Here is a 16976-nt window from a genome sequence, read left to right as displayed (position 1 = left end):
TGTCAGCGCAGCACCAGCAGGTCCAGCGTGTCGACCACCGGCCCGGTGTCGGCCCGAGCCGCGCGGCGCAACCGTTCCACCCCGGCGGCGTACTCGGCATCGGTGATCAGTTGCAGCAGGGTGTGTGCCTCCCGCCGCAACGTGCCGGCCGCTTCCCGCAGCGACCCGGCGGTCACCTGGGGGACCGGTTCGACGGCGGTCAGGGTGAGCCCACCGACCACAGGGGTGTGACCGCAGCGGGCCCGCATCGCCGCCGACGGTTCGACGGCGACCACCTCCGTGCCGGGGAACCAGGCGGTGAAGGCGCGCGCCCAACTGCCGGTACCGGCACCCAGGTCGAGTAGGCGCCGGCCGGGGCGCGCGGTGAGGTGGCGGGTCACCGCCGCCCGCCACTCGGCCAGCCCTTCGTCGGTGAGATGCCGGGTCGCCTCGAACGCCGTCGCGTCGGTGTCGTCGTACCCGATCCGAGCCATGCCACCAGCCAACTATCCGCCCACGGTCGGTGGCAAGACCACGCTGGCGTGATTCGCATCCGCCGATCCCGACCGGCCGGCACTGTGCGCAACCGCACGCGGTCTGGCGCCACTGGCCCGGGCCGTGCTGCCGTAGCCTCGGCGAGATGAGCGCCGATGTCGATGTGCGGGGCTGGCTGCGCGAGCGGGGCGCCGAGAGGGTAGAGCATCCCGGTGGGACGCTCTACGCCCACCTGTGCCGGGTCCAGCAGCGCCTGGCCGACCTGGGGCACGACGCGCACGTGCAGGCGGCGGGTCTGACCCACGCGGTCTACGGCACCGACGGGTTCGACGTGGCGTTGCTCGACCGCGGCGACCGGGACCGGCTGCGTGAGCTGATCGGTGCCGACGCCGAGGCGCTGGTGTACCTGTACGGCGCCGGTGACCGGAAACGCTCCTGGCGGCGGCTCGCCGCCACCGGTGAGATCTTCGACCGCTTCACCGGGCAGCGCCATGTGGTCCGCCCCGGGCAGCTCACCGCGCTTGTCGACCTGAGCATCGTCAACGAGTTGGACGTTCTCGCCCAGCTGCCCGCCCTGCTCGACCGGCACCGGACGTACTTCGCCGAGCTGTTCGCCGGATGGGCGCCCGCCACCTCCCCGGCGGTGCGCGCCGAGGTGGTACGGCTGTTCGGCTCCGCGTAGTGGCTACTATCGACGGCGATGGGTGGACCGCAGCTGCTGGGCGTCAGCGACCTTCATGTCTCGTACGCGGAGAATCGGGCGGTCGTCGACGCGCTGCGGCCCGACCGGCCGGACGACTGGCTGCTGGTGGCCGGTGACGTCGCCGACCGGTTCGAGGACGTCGAGTGGGCGTTGCGGCTGCTGCGGGAACGGTTCGGCACGGTCGTCTGGGCCCCCGGCAACCACGAGCTGTGGACGGTGCCGGCGGACCCGGTGACGCTGCGGGGTGAGGCGCGTTACCGGCAGCTGGTCGAGCTGTGCCGCCGGCTCGGCGTGCACACCCCGGAGGATCCGTACCCGGTGTGGGAGGGCGCCGACGGTCCGGTGACCGTGGCGCCGCTCTTCGTGCTCTACGACTACTCGTTCCTGGCACCGGGAGCGAGCACCAAGGCGGAGTCGCTGCGCATCGCCGAACGCTCCGGCGTGGTCTGCACCGACGAGTTCCTGCTGCACCCGGAGCCGTACGACAGCCGCGAGGCGTGGTGCGCGGCGCGGGTGGCGTACACCGAGCGGCGGCTGGCCGCGCTGCCACCCGACCGGCCCACCGTGCTGGTCAACCACTATCCGCTGGTGCGGGAGCCGACCGACGTGCTGTGGTACCCGGAGTTCGCGCAGTGGTGCGGCACCACCCGTACCGCCGACTGGCACCTGCGGTTCCGGGCCGCCGCGGTGGTCTACGGGCACCTGCACATTCCGCGGACCAGCTGGCACGACGGCGTGCGGTTCGAGGAGGTGTCGCTCGGCTACCCGCGCGAGTGGCGGCGTCGTGGCGACAGCCCCCAGCCGATCCGGCGGATCCTGCCGGCCGGCTGAACGGCGCCGACCGGGGCGTCGGCGCGGCGCCCGCTCAGACCCGCCCGGTGACCAGGTACTGCATCTGGTGCTCGTGGTTCGGCGCGACACCGTACTGCCGGTCCAGCTCGTAGATCGAGGTCAGCGCCGTGGCGGTGACCTGCGTCAGGCCCGCCGCCTCCAGTATCGCCACGGTCTGGTCGATGGAGGTGGCGGTGGCCAACGGAAGCGCGGCCCGGACGTCGGCGTCGTAGTGGTCGGTGAAGTTCTCCGAGGCGTTGTCGAGGCCGTCGGGGAACCAGGTGCTGTCCACCACGGCGACGATCCCACCGGGGCGTACCAGCCGCATCCAGTTCGCCACCGCGGTCTTCGGCTCGCGCAGCGTCCACATCAGGTAGCGGCTGGTCACCGCGTCGAAGCTGGCGGGCGGGAAGTCGGGTCGCACGGCGTCGCCGTACCGGATGGTCGGGCCGTCGGCGACGGTGGCCGCGTGCCGGCGGGCCTCGGCGAGCATCCCTTCGGCCAGGTCGATGCCGGTGACCCGGTGTCCGAGTCCGGCCAGCACCATGGCGACCTGGCCGGTGCCGGTGCCGACGTCGAGCACGTCCGACGGTGCCGCCGGCAGGGCCTCGGCCCAGATCCGGGCCCAGGCCCGCTGGTCGGCGTCGAACCGGTCGGGCCGCTGCTGGTACGCGTCGTAGTCCGGCGCCCGGCCGGTCCAGTACGCGTTGATCCGCTCCTGCGTGCTCATGCGGCACTCCGTTCCTCGGCTGGCTGGTCGATCGGGTGGAACAGCAGGTGGATGGCGCCGTCCAGCTCCAGGCGTTGGATGCCGATGCCGTAGACGGGTTCCAGGACACCCGGGTCGAGGACCTCGTCGGTGGTGCCGGCGGCGGCGACGCCGCCGGCACCGAGCAGCACCAGGTCGTCGCAGTAGCGGGCGGCGAGGTTGAGGTCGTGCAGCACGACCACGCAGCAGGTGTCGAGAGTCCGCACCAGCTGCAGGATCTCGTGCTGGTAGCGGATGTCCAGGTGGTTGGTGGGCTCGTCGAGCAGCAGGTGGGTGGCCTGCTGGGCCAGCGCGCGGGCGATCAGCACCCGCTGCCGTTCACCGCCGGAGAGCTGGGCGAACGCCCGCGCGCCGAGGTGGGCGGCGCCGACCCGGGCCAGGCAGCGGGCGGCGATCTCGTGATCGGCGCGGCTGGTGCGCTGGAACGTCGACAGGTGCGGCCCCCGACCCAGCAGCACCAGTTCCGCCACCGTCAGCGCGGTCTCGCCGCCGGTCTCCTGGACCACCACGGCCAGCCGCCGGGCGGCCTCCCGCGCCGGCAGCGTGGCCAGCTCGTCGCCGTCGACGGTGACCTGCCCGCTCCGGCTGCGCAGGGCGCCGTAGAGCAGCCGCAGCAGGGTGGTCTTGCCGCTGCCGTTGGGCCCGATCAGGCCCAGGACCCGGCCGGGTCGGGCGGTCACGCTCACCCCGTCGATCACCGGGTTGGTGTCGTAGCGCCAGGAGACGCCGGTCGCCTGGATCACGTGCCGTCCCCGAAGCGCCGCACGATCCGCTCCAGACCGTCGACCGACAGCGGGGAGGGCGGCTCGGTGAAGTTGAACAGCTGGGTCATCACCTGGCCGTCGCGTACCGCGGTGAGCTTCTCGGCGCCGGGCAGCCCGGTCAGCGCCTGCGCCACGGCGGTGGGATCACCGTCGCCGTGGAGCAGGATCAGCACGTCGGGGTCGCGCCCGAGCAGTTCCTCGACGGTGACCTCGAAGACCCGCTCCTGGACATCACCGAAGACGTTGCGCAGGCCGGCGGCGCGAAGCTGCGGGTGGGCCATGCTGGCGGTGCCGTAGGCGTACGTGGTGCCGCCGCCGACGGTCGGGTACAGCACCGCCGCGGTGCGCTCGGCAGCCGTACCCGCCGCAGCCTGGATCTTCGCCGTCCGGTCCCGCAGCGCGGTGACCGCGGTGGCCGCCTCGGCTTCGCGGCCGAAGACCCGACCGTAGGTCTCCAGCTGGCGGTAGACGTCGTCGAAGCTCGGCACGGCGGTGCTGCCGGGGCACATGGCCGGCTCCTCGAGCAGCGGGATGTCGACGGCCGAGAGCGTGTCGCGGGAGAGGTTGTCCACCTCGCCGAGGACCAGGTCCGGCTGCTGACCGATCACCACCTCCTTGGAGATCTGGAGGTGGCCGCTGGTGTCGGTCTTGTCGGTCAGCAGCGGGATCCGGTCCAGCTCGGCGAGGGTCGCGGCGTCGTAGTACTCCGTCGGGTACTGGCCGGCGCGGGCGGTGACCCGGTCGAGCACCCCGAGCGCGTGCAGGTACGGTACGGCCGCGCTCTTGAGCAGCACGACCCGTTGCGGCGCGGCGGCGAAGGTCACGTCCACGCCGCAGTTGGTGACGGTGACCGGGTAGCCCGGGCCGGCGGCGGTCGGCGCGTCGGCGTTGCCGCCGCAGCCGGCGGCGACCAGCAGCAGCGTGGCGGCGGTGGCGGCGACCCGGATGGTCTTCATCGGTACCTCTCAACAGCTGGGGCGCTCATGCGCCGGTGGCGTGCAGACGACGGATCAGGACCAGCAGGAAGGGCGCGCCGAGCAGAGCGGTGATGATGCCGATCGGGATCTCCTGCGGCGCCAGCAGCATCCGGGCGAGCACGTCGGCCCAGACCAGCAGGATCGCCCCGAGCAGCGCGGCGACCGGCACCACCCGGACGTGCGGTGCCCCGACGATGCGCCGGGCCAGGTGCGGGACGACCAGGCCGACGAAGCCGATGCTGCCGGCGGCGGAGACCAGCACCCCGACGCTCAACGACACCAGGACGAGCAGGCGCAGCCGGAAACGGTCCGGTGACACCCCCAGGGTCTGCGCGGTCTCTTCGCCGATGGCCAGCACGTCGAGCCGCCGTCCGACCACGGTCAGGTAACCGATGGTGCCGATCAGCACGATCGCGGCCACCGCCAGCAGGGCGTTCCAGCGGGCCAGCCCGAGCGATCCGAGCAGCCAGAACATCACCGATCTGGCGCCCTCGGCGGAACCCGAGGCGAAGATCAGGAAACTGGTGGTCGCGTACAGCGCGTAGCCGACGGCGACGCCGGAGAGCAGCAGCCGGATGGAGGTGACCCGGCCGCCGCTGCGGGCGATCAGGAAGACCAGCAGGGACGCCGCGAGCGCGCCGAGGAAGGCGCTGGTGGACAGCGCGTACTGGCCGAAGCCGGCACCGGCGCCGAAGAGGATCGCCGCGGCGGCGCCGCTGGAGGCGCCGGAGTTGATTCCGAGCAGGTACGGATCGGCCAGGACGTTGCGCACCATGGCCTGCAACGCCACTCCGCACACGGCCAGCCCGGCACCCACGAGCATGCCGAGCAGCACCCGGGGGAGGCGGACCTGCCAGACGATGGCCTCCTGCGGAGGCGTCCACGTCACCTCGCCGGGCAGACCGACGAGGTGGTGTCCGATGATCCGGGCCACCGTCGGCGGCGGGATGCCGACGGCACCGGAGCCGACCGCGACGACGCCGGTGACCAGCAGCCCGGCGGTCAGCGCGAGCAGCCAGAGCCCGGTGCGGCGGCGCTGTGCCGCGATTCCGAGCAGATCTTGTTCACCCGTGGCGAGGGCGGTGACGGTCACCGTGCCCCAATCTGCACTACTGTTGCTCTTGCAAGATACTGGCAAGAAGCTAACAGCAAGATCAGCGGGACGGAAGTCGGTGAGGTCTTCTTCACCCGTCGGGCGGCACCCGCGGCCGATGCCGCCGACCCGGCAGGAGAGATGCTGAACGGCGTCGCGAGCCGGTGCGGCCGGGCCCTGCCCCCGGGGATGGCGGCGCGCGACGCCGTTCAGCTACACACATGGTCGCCCGGACGGCGCCGATAGTTCCAGCCCCCGGTCGGGCACGTTTGCGTGACGGTCAGCCCGCCGCCGACCCCGGCGCATCACCGGCGTGCCGCAGCGCGGGCCGGCGCGCGGCAACGACGACGATCTCCACGCCGCTGTTCGGGCGCGTCGGAATCCGGTGCAGCGGAATGTCCAGATCCTGGTCGGGCACCTGGTAGTCGAGCCGCGCCAACCGGATCGACAGGGCGCGCAGCAGCGCCACGGTGATCTGCTCACCGGGACAACGGTGCCCGGTACGGGGATCACCGCCACCCTGCGGGATGAGGTCGAACGCCCCGATCTCCCGACCGACGAAGCGGTCCGGATCGAACCGGTACGGATCCGGCCACAGCCGGGCGTCGTGGTTCTGGCCGTACAGGTCGAGCAGCACGATGGCACCGGCCGGGATCTCGGTGCCCTGCCACGTCAGGTCCGTCACCGCCCGCCCACCCACGAAGGGCGCGAACGGGTAGAACCGACGCACCTCATGAGCGAACGCCTCGGCGAAGGTGGAGTCGCCCGCAGCGAGCCGGTCCCGGTACCGCGGCCAGCGGTGCAGGGCATGACCGGCGAAGGTGACGAACCAGGTCACCGCGGCCGTCGGGCGGAGAATGTTGAGCAACTCCACCGCGGCGACCCGCGGATCCAGCAGCCGGCCATCCGCCTCGCGGTGCTCGGCCACCGCGACCAGCGCCGAGTTCGGCGGCGCACCGACCCGGCCGTCCCGGATCCCGGTGACCAGCCCGGCGAGCCAGCGTTCCCGCCGTACCCGGGCCCGCCGCGCGCGCCAGTGCCGCGGCCCCGCCGTGCCGAAACCGTCCACCATCGCGACCAGATCGGCCGCCAGTGCCGCTTCGTCGTCCCGGTCGACCGGAATCCCGGCCCAGTCGGCGACGGCCCGGGTGAGCACCTGCGCGGCCTCGTCGAACAACACCACCGGCCGCCCCACCCAGGAGCGGGCGGCGCCGTCCCAGGCCGCCTCGGCCCGCTCCACCAGGGCACCGAACCCCCGGTCCATCAGCAGCGCGGTGAACATCGCCTTACGGACCCGGTGCGCCTCGCCGTCGAGGGTGTGCACCGCCCCCTTGCCGAACAGCGTCGCCTGCAACGGCTCCGGTACGCCACCGCCCCGCCGTACGTGCCGCTCGTCGTAGAAGAAGCGCACCGCGTCGGGGCCGTGCAGCGCCACCGCCCGTTGACCGGCCAGCCGGGTCCGGAACACGTCTGTGTCGCCCGCCCGCAGACGGTTGGGCAACCACCCGTACCCCTGGATCGCCAACGTCAGTGTGTCGTCCACGCGTCCCATCAACTCAACCGGCATAGGCTGCTCCTGCCCGCTGCGGCCCCGGTCAAACCGGCGCGGGCCGACCGGCTGGCACCGGCCGACGGCCTCACGGCCACGGCCAGCAGACCGACCGCCGCCTGGGGCGTGGTGAGAAAACCGGTGAAGAAGCGGGGATTCGGTGCCGACCCACCGCTGGCCTGGAGGGCCAGCGAGCCCTCACCCAGCGTCGAGGAGGCGAGAGGGCGGTACGTCTGCACTGCGTTCACGCCGCCGGACGGCGCTGGCCAGGTGGCGGGTGCCGGCGGGCATGAGCGGCCAGGTGCACGAGTTCGACGCCGCGGACGACGAGACGGAGCACCCGGCTGGCGTGGGCGAACCTCGCCCGCCTGGTCGAGACGGGCGAGGTCTGACCGGTTCGCCTCAGTGCGCCGCGACGGCCACCGGCTCGGGCTCCACCTCGACGGTCAGCCGGGCCGGGCGGACCACGAGCAGCAGGACCAGCAGCGCCGCGACCAGACCACCAGCGATCACCAGGGCCATCGCCACCGCGCCGGTGCCGAAGACGCCCACCATCGGGGCGGCCACCGCCCCGATGCCGAACTGCACCGCGCCGAGCAGGGCCGACGCGGTACCGGCCGCCTCACCGTGCCGGCTCAGGGCCACCGCCGGGGCGTTCGGCATGGCCAGACCGGTGGCGGCGAGCACCACCCACAGTGATGCGAGCACGGCCGGCAGCCCACCGAACCCGGTCACCGCGACCGCGAGCAGCACCAGCGCGGCGGTGGCGCCCACGAGCAGCGCGGCCAGCAGGATGCGCTGCGGAGAGTAGCGGCGTAGCAGTCGTACGTTGGTCTGGGTCGCCGCGATCAGGCCGATCGCGCCGGCACCGAACGCGAAGCCGAACTGCTGCTCGTCGAGGCCGTACTGCCCCTGCAGGACGAAGGAGGAACCACCGACGTACGCGAAGATCGCGGCCATCGCCAGCCCGGCGACCAGCACCAGCCCGACGAAGGGGCGGTCGCGCAGCAGGGAGCCGTAGAGCCGGACGGTGGGCAGCACGCCGCCGCGCTGCCGGCGTTCGGGTGGCAGCGTCTCCCGCAGCCCGAACATGGCGACCAACATCAGCAGCACCCCGAAGACCACCAGGGCCGCGAAGACCCCCCGCCACTGCGTCCAGCGCAGCAACTCGCTGCCGAGCGTCGGCGCCAGCACCGGCGCGGCGCCCATCACCAGCAGCAGCCGGGAGAGCAGCTGGGCGAAGGACGAGCCGCTGAACAGGTCGCGTACCACCGCCATGGCGATGACGGCGGCGGCCGCGGCGCCCAACCCCTGGACGACCCGCAGCGCCCCGAGCACCCCGATGCTGGGGGCGAGGGCACAGCCCACCGAGGCCACGATGTGCAGCGCGGTACCCGCGATCAGCGGGTTCCGGCGTCCCACCGCGTCGGAGAGCGGGCCGATCAGCAGCTGGCCCAGGGCCAGACCGATCAGCGTGCCGGTCAGCGTCAGCTGCACCGCCGCCGAGGTCGTCCCGAAGTCGTCGACGATGGCCGGTAGGGCCGGCAGATACATGTCGATGGTCAGCGGACCCACGGCGATCAGTGAGCCGAGGACGAGGATGAGCCGCAGACGTTGCCGCGGGGTCATCAGGTCACCCGGCATCACCGGCTTCGGCGGCGCGGCCGGGTCGACGGCGGTCATCGGGCCGACTCCGGACGGTACGGAAAGAGGGCAGGCTGAAGTACGACCATCACACCTGGCTGCAACCCGTGATCGCCGTCCTGATTCCCGCCCGGCCCCTTGGTAACGCAGGTCACAGTCTTCGGGGCGGGGGGCATTCCCAGGTCGGCGCAGCACGACCGGATATGACCTAGCTGCCTAGGATGCCATACGGATGGTGGCCTCCGACACCGGGGCAACGGACCGGGTGGGCGAGCCGGACGGCGAGGCCGCGGAGTGGGGCTGGTTCGCCCTCGACCGGCTACCGGGGCCCGCGGGCCGGACGTTTCACCCGCGCTGCGGCTGGACGTTTCAGCCGGCGGTCCTGATCAGGTCGGCCGCCCGCCAGGCCAGCGCCATCACCGGGGCGTTGATGTACCCCGAGACGATGACCGGCAGCACCGAGGCGTCCACCACGCGCAGCCCGGCCACGCCCCGGACCCGCAGCTGCGGGTCGACCACGGAGTCGTCCCCCGGCCCCATCGCGCAGGTGCCGACGGCGTGGTAGCCGCAGTAGCCGAGCGCCACACCGGCCTGGACGATCTCGTCGTCGTCCTGGACGGCCGGTCCGGGCAGCGTCTCGGCGGTGATCCGCTTGGCGATCGGGCCGGTGGCGAAGAGTTCCCGGGCCCGGCGCAGGGCGCCGATGGCGACCCGACGGTCGTGTGCGGCGTCGAAGTAGTTCGCCACGATCCGGGGCGGGGTGCCGGGGTCGGCCGAGGTGATGGCGAGGCTGCCCAGGCTCTCCGGCCGGGTCACCGTCACCTGGGCCATCAGGCCCGACTCGGCTTCGAGTTCGATCGCCCGTCCGGGGCGCCGGGGCGCGGCCGAGAACGGCGCGATCAGCAGTTGCGCGTCCGGGTGTCCGGCCTCGGGCCCGGACCGGATGTACGCGCCGACGTCGTACACGGGAAGGGCCAGCGGTCCGCGTCGGGTGAACAGGTAGCGCAGCATCTCCCGGGCCTGGCCGAGTGGCCCGTTGAGTCGCGGGTTGTAGCCGGCGCGGCCGGCCAACCGGAACTGCATCGGGGTGGTGCGGTGCTCGCGCATGCCGGTGCCGACCCGGGGTCGGTCGAGCAGCACGTCGACGCCGGCGGCGCGGAGCGTTTCCGCCGGTCCGACGCCGGAGACCTGGAGAAGTTGCGGTGAGGCCAGTGCCCCGGCGGCGAGGATCACCTCCGCGGCGGCCCGGTAGTCGACGGTCTGGCCGCCGCGGTGGGTGCGGACGCCGACGGCCCGCCCGTTCTCGACCAGGACACGCCGTACGAGCGTGTCGACGACGACGGTCAGGTTGGGTCGGTGGCGCACCGGGTGCAGGAAGGCGTCGGCGGCGCTGCTGCGGCGACCGTCGCGGATGGTCGCCATCAGGTAGCCGATCCGTTGGCCGTCGTCGGCGTTGAGGTCGTCGACCCGCTTCCAGCCCAGCTCCTCGCCGGCGGCGATGGTCTCCTCGCAGATCTCATCGGTGCCGGTGGCGGTGGACAGCCGCAGCGGGCCGCCGGTGCCGCGTACGTCGGAGGGGCCGAGGGGGTTGTCCTCCAGCTGTTTGAAGATGGGCAGCATGGTGTCCCAGCCCCAGCCGGGGTTGCCGAGTCGTTCCAGCTCGTCGTAGTCGATCCGGTCGCCGCGGGCGTACACCATGCCGTTGATGGAGCTTGAGCCGCCGACCAGTCGGCCGCGTTGCCAGATCTCCTGGTGCCCCGGCCGTACCTCGGTGGGGTAGTGCCAGGCGGTGCGCTTGTCGTCCATCAGCCGGCTGAATCCCTTGGGGATGCGGACCCAGGGGCTGCTGTCCCAGCCGCCGGCCTCGATGAGCAGTACGCGGCTGGCCGGATCCTCGGTCAACCGGTTGGCCAGCACGCAACCGGCCGAACCCGCACCCACCACGATGTAGTCGAACTCCGCCATCCCGGGACCCCCCGTTGTGCGCGCCGAAGACTGCACACACGGTATTGCCTTGATCACCGATTGGGAAGGATGTGTCGATCTCGATGTATGTGTCGGGCCGGTCGCCGGCCCCGAACGCCGTTGTCGGGGCCGGCGACCGGCGGCTCATCCAGGGTGCGGGGACATCAGGAGGCGTCGGTGGCGGCGCCGGCGGTCACCGTGCGGCGCTCGGACGGGTAGCGGATGTTCTCCACCATCTCGGCGATCTCGTCCCGTGGCGGCGCGGTCATCTTCGACACCGCGATCGTCACGATGAAGTTGACGATGGCGCCGATGGTGCCGATGCCTTCCGGGCTGATGTCGAGGATGTGCGGGTTGGCCTCGGTGCCGAACACCGGCAATGTGTAGATCATGTAGGTGGCGGTGAACACCATGCCGGTGATCATGCCGGCCGCCGCGCCTGCCGAGTTGCATCTCTTCCAGAAGATGCCGAGCACGATGACCGGGAAGAAGCTCGCCGCCGCCAATCCGAAGGCGAATGCCACCACCTGGGCCACGAACGCGGGCGGGTTGATGCCGGCGTAGATCGAGATCAGCACCGCCAGACCCATGGCGATCCGGCCGGCCAGCAGCCGCTGGGCGTCGGTCGAGTCCCGCTTGACCCGGCGGAAGTACAGGTCGTGGGAGAACGACGACGAGATGACCAGCAGCAGCCCGGCCGCGGTGGACATCGCGGCGGCCAGGCCGCCGGCGGCGACCAGGCCCACGATCGGCGCCGGCAGGCCGGCGATCTCGGGGCTGGCCAACACCAGGATGTCGTTGTTGACGATCAGGTCGGCCCCGGAGGTCGGGCTGTTGCTGACCGAGTTGATGGTCGTCACCCCGTCGCCGACGGTGACCAGACCCGTCGCCGCCCAGTTGTTGACCCAGGACGGCAGCGCGTCGGCCGAGACGCCGTTGACGCCCTGCAGCAGGTTCAGCTTGGTGAACGCGCCCACCGCCGGGGCGGTGGTGTAGAGCAGGGCGATGAAGAACAGCGCCCAGAATGCCGAGTAGCGGGCGCCGCGCACGCTCTTGGTGGTGTAGAACCGGACGATCACGTGCGGCAGGCCGGCGGTGCCGATCATCAGCGACATGGTGACCAGGAAGACGTCGATCTGCGGGCGGGCCGCGAAGGCGTCGGTGAACTGCGCCAGTCCCAGTTCGAGGCTGATCGCGTTGAGTTCGTCGAGGATCTGCCCGAACGACACCTGCGGGACGGGGATACCGGTCATCTGCTGGGCCACCGCGACGGCCGGGATCAGGTAGGCGACGATCAGCACCGTGTACTGGGCGACCTGGGTCCAGGTGATGCCCTTCATGCCGCCGAGTACCGCGTACAGGCCGATGATCACCGCGGCGACGATGACGCCGCCGGTGACGTCCAGGCCCAGGAAGCGGCTGAAGACGATGCCGCCACCGCGCATCTGTCCGACCACGTAGGTGAAGGAGATGATGATGGCGGCGACGGCGGCGACGGTCCGGACCGTTTCCGAGTACCGGTCACCGACGAACTCGGGGACGGTGAACTTGCCCCACTTGCGCAGGTAGGGGGCGATCAGCAGGGCCAGCAGTACGTAGCCGCCGGTCCAGCCCATCAGGTAGATGGAGCCGTCGGAGCCGAGGAAGGCGATCAGGCCGGCCATCGAGATGAACGACGCCGCGGACATCCAGTCGGCGGCGACGGCGGCACCGTTGGCGACGGTCGGGATGCCCTGGCCGGCGACGTAGAAGCCGGCGGTCTCCTTCACCCGGCTGCGCCAGGCGATGTAGAGGTAGACGGCGAACGATCCGCCGATGAAGACGAGGGTCCAGAGCTGGATGTCGCTCACTTGGCCGCCCCCTCGGTCTCCGGCTCATCGACACCGAACTGGCTGTCCAGGCGGTCCATCATCTTCGCGTACACCAGAATGAGGATCACGAAGACGTAGATCGATCCCTGCTGAGCGAACCAGAAGCCGAGCGGGAAGCCGGCGATGACGATTTCGTTCAGCGGCTCGATCAGCAGCACGCCGAAGCCGAACGAGACGATGAACCAGATGGCCAGCAGGATCACCATGAGCCGCAGATTGCGGCTCCAGTACTCCTTGCGCCAACCGTTGTCCGGCGGTGCCGAACCCGGCGGTGGTGGTTCCCCACCCCGGGTCTCCTTCTCGGGGGTTACCTCGGTCATGTCTTGGCGCCTCCTGGTCGGTACGAAACGGCGGATCCGGTGAGGGCTGCGACGGGGTGCCCGACTGGTGGTGGCACAGGCTGTTGCCGCTGCCCGGCCGCCCACCCGCGCCGTAGTGCTGGCTGGCGTGGCTGTGCGGTCGGTCACACCTTTAGTCTCGGAAGGGAACGCGACGGCACCGAGCCAGGCAAGAGCCGATCTGCAAGACGGCGGTTTGGTGTCGGTGAACGGTCCGTTCGGTGCCGTGAGCGGCGGAGCGGGTGGCGTGAGCGGCCGTCGCCGGTCCGGTTTGCGGGTGTTGCCACCGATCCGGTGGCCGCCCACCGACCCGAATCGACCGTTCACCGATCGTCGGTACGCCGGTGGGGCGCGGCCACCTACCATCCGGAAATGGCCGACACCGCACCCGCCGCCGCTCCGGTTCGCCGTCGCATCCTCCACGCCGGCAGCCTCGGCATGATCGTCGGCGGTCTCCTCGCCCTGGTCGGCTCGGTGCTGCCCTGGGTCATCACCCCGTTCGGCACGCTCAACGGCGCGGCCGGTCCCGGCCTGTGGACGTTGAGCGTGGCGTTCCTCGCCATCGCCGGTGCCCTGCTGCCGTACCGCCGGGTGGCCATCGCGCACAGCCTGATCCCCGGACTGACGGTGGCCCTCATCGTCGGCTGGCAGGCCGCCCGCCTGATCAGTCTCAGCGCCAGCACCGACAGCTGGGGACAGTTGATGCCGGGTATCGGCATGGTGATGGCCGCCGGTGGTGCCGTGGTCCTGATCCGGACCGGGATCCGGCTGCTCGCACTGCGCTGACGGTGTTCGCCGGCGGCTCGCGGGTGAACCTCGGGCCGTGCGCCGCCGGCGAACGGATCCGGCCCCCGGTGAAACCCGCCGCCGACCTCGCGCGTCATCTGGCTGAATCGCACGAGGATCCGCCAGCCGGCGCGGCTGCTGAGCTCGGCGATCGAGTCGGCCGGGAGGAACTGTGTTGGTGCGCAAGTGGCTTGCGGGTGCGAGCCTGGCGGCGTTGATCGGCGGCGCCGCAGCAGTGTATGGCGTGACGTCGGTCACCGCCGGCGAGGGCCCGGTGAGCGGGACGGCTCCGGTGGGCGGGACGGCTCCGGTGGGCGGGACGGCTCCGGTGGGCGACGGGCGGTCGCCCGAGGCGCCGCTGGATACGGTGGTGACGCTCCTTCCGTCAGGGGAGCCGAAGGTGGACCAGGTGCTCTCCGGCAAGCGTCGGGTCACGATCGTCCGGGTGGGTGCGTTCGAGTCGGGGCTGGCCCTGCTCGACGGCGGACGGCTGGCCGAGGTCGACGGCGCCGAGGGGCGGCAGCTGTTCGTGCCGACGCCGGTCGGCGCGGGGCAGTTCCTGATCAAGGCGTACCAGAGCGGCGGCAGCGGGCAGCCGGTCTGCTGGCAGGTGCGCAACCCGGGCAACACCAAGCCGCTGTACGTGGGGGGCGCCACCTGCCGGGCGCACGATCCGCAACAGCGGTTCGAGATCCTGCCCGCCGCCGCGGGAGGCCCACGCGAGTACGTGATCAGCAACCGGTCGGCGTTCCTGCGCGACACCGTACGCAACGGTCTGATCATGGAGGAGCTGGGTGACGCGGCGCCGTTCGACAGCTTCCGGTTCATCGACAACGGCCCGGCCCCGCGTCAGTAGTGACCCCGGCAGCGGCCCGGTCGGTAGCGGCCGGCCGGGCCACGCTCGGCGTCCCGATTTCCAGAATCAACCAGGTCGGGTGGAGACTTTGTCCGATGCGTGACGCAGCGGAGTTCGACGCCTTCTACTCCGCGTCCGTGCAACGGGTGCTGGGCCATCTGTACGCCATGATCGGTAACCGGTCCGAGGCCGAGGACGCGGTGGCGGAGGCGTACGCCCGGGCCTGGGACCGGTGGGCCGCCGTGCGGGAGTGCGACAGCCCGGAGGCGTGGGTACGCCGGGTGGCGTACCGGGTGGCGGTGAGCGCCTGGCGCAAGACGGTCAACCGGCTGCGCGCCCATCGCCGGGAGGTGTCCGAGCAGCAGGTGGAGGGCACCTCGGTCGACCACGTCGCGATCGTGACGGCGCTGCGGCAGATCTCCGCCGAGCAGCGTCGGGCCGTGGTGCTGCACCATCTGGTCGGGTTGAGCGTGGCCGAGATCGCGGCGGAGATCGGCACCAACGAGAACACCGTCAAGACGCGGTTGGTCCGGGGACGTCGGGCGCTCGCGGCACACCTGACCGAACCGGAGTACGCCAGCGGAAGGGGGCGCGGCCATGAGCTCTGATCACCAGCTCGACGACGCCCTGCGGGCGCTGGCGGGCCACGGCGGGCGGGGGAGGGTCCCGGCGGTGGCCGACATCCGCCGGCGCGGCGACAGTCGCCGTCGACGCCGACGGGCGACCTCGGTCGCGCTGGCCGCGGTCGCCGTCATGGCGCTCGGCACGGGCGTCGCGCTGACCCGTCCCGACGACACCCCGCGCCCCCAGCCGATCGCGCCGGCGGGCCCGACGGCCACCACCGAACTGGCCAGCCCGCCACCCAGTGGCAGTTCCAGTCCTCCGGCGGCCCCCACCAGTAGTGATCCACTGCTGTCCGGGGAGCGTCAGGTCGCCATCGTGCGGGTGGAGGCGTTCGAGGGCGCGTTGTCGATCCTCGACGACGGTCGGCTGGGCGAGGTCGACGGCGTCGAGGGGCGGCGGTTGTTCGTGGTCGCGCCCTCGGGGCCCGACACGTACCAGATCCGGACCGCCGAGCCGGGCACCGACCTGACCGACACCTGCTGGGAGGTGCGGTCCTCGGGTAGCCAACCACTGCGGGTCGAGGCGGCCCCCTGCGTGCCGGACGAGCCGAGGCAGCAGTTCAGGCTCGTCGGTACCGGCGGGACGTACGCGATCAGCAGTCAGGCGGCGTACCTGCGGAACTCTCCGACCTGGGGGCTGATCCTCGAGGAGGCCGGTGACGATCTCGGGACCGAACGGTTCCGGTTGGTCGACAACGGGCCCGCGCCGAAGTGACCCGGTAGGTGCCCGACCGGGCGGATCGGGTGGGAAGCGGGCGCGATGTAGCCCGAATCGGGCAGGTGATATGCGGGTAATGCGCGATATGACCGTTATCGCCTGCCCGTTCGGTGGTGGGAGCCGGGCAACAAAACCACCCGATTGGCCGCCATGTGACCGCGGTCACGGGCTCGTCGCGGTGTTACAAAAAGACACACGAGTCGACGGGAGGTGTGCACAGTGGACGCGAACCAGCGCCGACACCACATCCTCACCCTGGCGCGCCGCCAGGGCGACGTCGACGTCCGCAAACTCGCCGCCGACCTGGCGGTGGCGCCGGAGACGATCCGCCGCGACCTGGCCCTGCTGGCCCAACAGGGACTGGTCCGCCGCACCCACGGCGGCGCGTACCCGGTCGAGACCGCCCGGTTCGAGACGACCCTGGAGACCCGGGCCACCCGGATGGTCGTGGAGAAGCGCCGGATCGCCGCCGCCGCCATCGAACACCTCGGCGACGCCGAATCGATCTTCATCGACGAGGGTTACACCCCGCAACTGATCGCCGAGGCCCTGCCCACCCACCGGCCGTTGACGATGGTGACCGCCTCCCTGCACACCGCGGCGGCCCTGGCCGAGTACCCGAGCGTCACCGTGCTGCTGCTCGGCGGCCGGGTCCGCGGCCGCACGCTGGCCACCGTCGACCACTGGGCCACCCGGATGCTCGCCGGCTTCGTCATCGACCTGGCCTACGTCGGCGCCAACGGCATCTCCCGCGAGTACGGCCTCACCACCCCGGATCCCGCCGTCGCGGCGGTCAAGGCCCAGGTGATGGCGGTCTCCCGGCGGGTGGTCTTCGCCGGCGTGCACACCAAGTTCGGTAGCCACAGCTTCTGCCGCTTCGCCGACGTCGCCGACGTCGACACCATCGTCACGGACACCGCGCTGCCGGCATCCGAGGCGCACCGGTACTCCCTGCTCGGGCCGGTGGTGCTGCGCGTCTGAGCGCCGCCGACCGACGTTCCGCCCACCTCACCAC

Annotated in this window: 17 protein-coding genes; 7 read left to right on the top strand and 10 right to left on the bottom strand. The window is 71.8% G+C overall.

The features are described from left to right. Nucleotides 1-2 precede the first annotated feature (2 nt). On the bottom strand, nt 3-473 hold the full coding sequence (locus D2L64_RS09550) for a class I SAM-dependent methyltransferase (protein WP_119574527.1): 471 nt from the start codon (nt 471-473) through the stop codon (nt 3-5). 146 nt (nt 474-619) lie between these two features. Here D2L64_RS09550 and D2L64_RS09545 point away from each other — a divergent pair, with 146 nt between their 5' ends. Together D2L64_RS09545 and D2L64_RS09540 are read left to right on the top strand one after the other, a co-directional pair. Beyond that, entirely contained in the window at nt 620-1156 is a 537-nt protein-coding gene (locus D2L64_RS09545; RefSeq protein ID WP_119574525.1) for a DUF6817 domain-containing protein, read from the top strand. An 18-nt stretch (nt 1157-1174) separates the two neighbouring features. Beyond that, entirely contained in the window at nt 1175-2008 is an 834-nt protein-coding gene (locus D2L64_RS09540) for a metallophosphoesterase family protein (RefSeq protein WP_119574523.1), read from the top strand. Between the two features lie 34 nt (nt 2009-2042). Here the strand turns inward: D2L64_RS09540 and D2L64_RS09535 are convergent, their stop codons facing one another. From D2L64_RS09535 to D2L64_RS09495, 9 genes are all read right to left on the bottom strand, one after another. Continuing rightward, nucleotides 2043-2738, bottom strand: a complete 696-nt coding sequence (locus D2L64_RS09535; RefSeq protein WP_119574521.1) for a class I SAM-dependent methyltransferase — start codon at nt 2736-2738, stop codon at nt 2043-2045. Continuing rightward, complete coding sequence (locus D2L64_RS09530; protein ID WP_119574519.1) at nt 2735-3520, bottom strand: ABC transporter ATP-binding protein; 786 nt, start codon at nt 3518-3520, stop codon at nt 2735-2737. The genes D2L64_RS09535 and D2L64_RS09530 overlap by 4 nt, the downstream gene beginning before the upstream one ends. Further along, a complete protein-coding gene (locus D2L64_RS09525; RefSeq protein ID WP_119574517.1) occupies nt 3517-4497 on the bottom strand; it encodes an ABC transporter substrate-binding protein in 981 nt (326 codons plus the stop codon). Before D2L64_RS09525 ends, D2L64_RS09530 begins: the two co-directional genes overlap by 4 nt. A gap of 25 nt (nt 4498-4522) precedes the next feature. Continuing rightward, on the bottom strand, nt 4523-5611 hold the full coding sequence (locus D2L64_RS09520) for a FecCD family ABC transporter permease (RefSeq protein WP_119574515.1): 1089 nt from the start codon (nt 5609-5611) through the stop codon (nt 4523-4525). Between the two features lie 280 nt (nt 5612-5891). Next, nucleotides 5892-7178, bottom strand: a complete 1287-nt coding sequence (locus D2L64_RS09515) for a cytochrome P450 (protein ID WP_119574513.1) — start codon at nt 7176-7178, stop codon at nt 5892-5894. 384 nt (nt 7179-7562) lie between these two features. Further along, nucleotides 7563-8843 carry a multidrug effflux MFS transporter gene (locus D2L64_RS09510; RefSeq protein WP_233558877.1) on the bottom strand — a complete coding sequence of 427 codons (1281 nt, stop codon included), beginning with the start codon at nt 8841-8843 and terminating at the stop codon, nt 7563-7565. Between the two features lie 330 nt (nt 8844-9173). Further along, nucleotides 9174-10769: a GMC family oxidoreductase gene (locus D2L64_RS09505; RefSeq protein ID WP_119574511.1), complete on the bottom strand. Its 1596-nt coding sequence runs from the start codon at nt 10767-10769 to the stop codon at nt 9174-9176. Nucleotides 10770-10933: 164 nt separating this feature from the next. Next, nucleotides 10934-12619: a sodium:solute symporter family protein gene (locus D2L64_RS09500; RefSeq protein WP_119574509.1), complete on the bottom strand. Its 1686-nt coding sequence runs from the start codon at nt 12617-12619 to the stop codon at nt 10934-10936. Next, complete coding sequence (locus D2L64_RS09495) at nt 12616-12960, bottom strand: DUF4212 domain-containing protein (protein WP_119574507.1); 345 nt, start codon at nt 12958-12960, stop codon at nt 12616-12618. Before D2L64_RS09495 ends, D2L64_RS09500 begins: the two co-directional genes overlap by 4 nt. Before the next feature lie 390 nt (nt 12961-13350). Between D2L64_RS09495 and D2L64_RS09490 the strand changes: the two genes are divergently transcribed. From D2L64_RS09490 to D2L64_RS09470, 5 genes are all read left to right on the top strand, one after another. Beyond that, on the top strand, nt 13351-13764 hold the full coding sequence (locus D2L64_RS09490) for a hypothetical protein (protein WP_119574767.1): 414 nt from the start codon (nt 13351-13353) through the stop codon (nt 13762-13764). A 400-nt stretch (nt 13765-14164) separates the two neighbouring features. Then, a complete protein-coding gene (locus D2L64_RS09485) occupies nt 14165-14620 on the top strand; it encodes a hypothetical protein (protein WP_233558876.1) in 456 nt (151 codons plus the stop codon). A 95-nt stretch (nt 14621-14715) separates the two neighbouring features. After that, entirely contained in the window at nt 14716-15228 is a 513-nt protein-coding gene (locus D2L64_RS09480; protein ID WP_119574503.1) for an RNA polymerase sigma factor, read from the top strand. Then, on the top strand, nt 15218-15958 hold the full coding sequence (locus D2L64_RS09475; RefSeq protein ID WP_119574501.1) for a hypothetical protein: 741 nt from the start codon (nt 15218-15220) through the stop codon (nt 15956-15958). The genes D2L64_RS09480 and D2L64_RS09475 overlap by 11 nt, the downstream gene beginning before the upstream one ends. A 222-nt stretch (nt 15959-16180) precedes the next feature. Next, on the top strand, nt 16181-16942 hold the full coding sequence (locus D2L64_RS09470; RefSeq protein WP_199714480.1) for a DeoR/GlpR family DNA-binding transcription regulator: 762 nt from the start codon (nt 16181-16183) through the stop codon (nt 16940-16942). The last annotated feature ends 34 nt before the right edge of the window (nt 16943-16976 follow it).

The sequence above is a fragment of the Micromonospora radicis genome (assembly GCF_003583405.1).
GTDB classification, from domain to species: domain Bacteria; phylum Actinomycetota; class Actinomycetes; order Mycobacteriales; family Micromonosporaceae; genus Micromonospora; species Micromonospora radicis.
Note: the sequence above shows the minus strand (reverse complement) of the source record. Positions and strands in the feature narration are given on the sequence as shown.

Coding starts and splice junctions, on each gene's coding strand:
- D2L64_RS09550 (WP_119574527.1), bottom strand. CDS start 473: ATGGCTCGGATCGGGTACGACGACACCGACGCGACGGCGTTCGAGGCG.
- D2L64_RS09545 (WP_119574525.1), top strand. CDS start 620: ATGAGCGCCGATGTCGATGTGCGGGGCTGGCTGCGCGAGCGGGGCGCC.
- D2L64_RS09540 (WP_119574523.1), top strand. CDS start 1,175: ATGGGTGGACCGCAGCTGCTGGGCGTCAGCGACCTTCATGTCTCGTAC.
- D2L64_RS09535 (WP_119574521.1), bottom strand. CDS start 2,738: ATGAGCACGCAGGAGCGGATCAACGCGTACTGGACCGGCCGGGCGCCG.
- D2L64_RS09525 (WP_119574517.1), bottom strand. CDS start 4,497: ATGAAGACCATCCGGGTCGCCGCCACCGCCGCCACGCTGCTGCTGGTC.
- D2L64_RS09515 (WP_119574513.1), bottom strand. CDS start 7,178: ATGCCGGTTGAGTTGATGGGACGCGTGGACGACACACTGACGTTGGCG.
- D2L64_RS09510 (WP_233558877.1), bottom strand. CDS start 8,843: ATGACCGCCGTCGACCCGGCCGCGCCGCCGAAGCCGGTGATGCCGGGT.
- D2L64_RS09505 (WP_119574511.1), bottom strand. CDS start 10,769: ATGGCGGAGTTCGACTACATCGTGGTGGGTGCGGGTTCGGCCGGTTGC.
- D2L64_RS09495 (WP_119574507.1), bottom strand. CDS start 12,960: ATGACCGAGGTAACCCCCGAGAAGGAGACCCGGGGTGGGGAACCACCA.
- D2L64_RS09490 (WP_119574767.1), top strand. CDS start 13,351: ATGGCCGACACCGCACCCGCCGCCGCTCCGGTTCGCCGTCGCATCCTC.
- D2L64_RS09480 (WP_119574503.1), top strand. CDS start 14,716: ATGCGTGACGCAGCGGAGTTCGACGCCTTCTACTCCGCGTCCGTGCAA.
- D2L64_RS09475 (WP_119574501.1), top strand. CDS start 15,218: ATGAGCTCTGATCACCAGCTCGACGACGCCCTGCGGGCGCTGGCGGGC.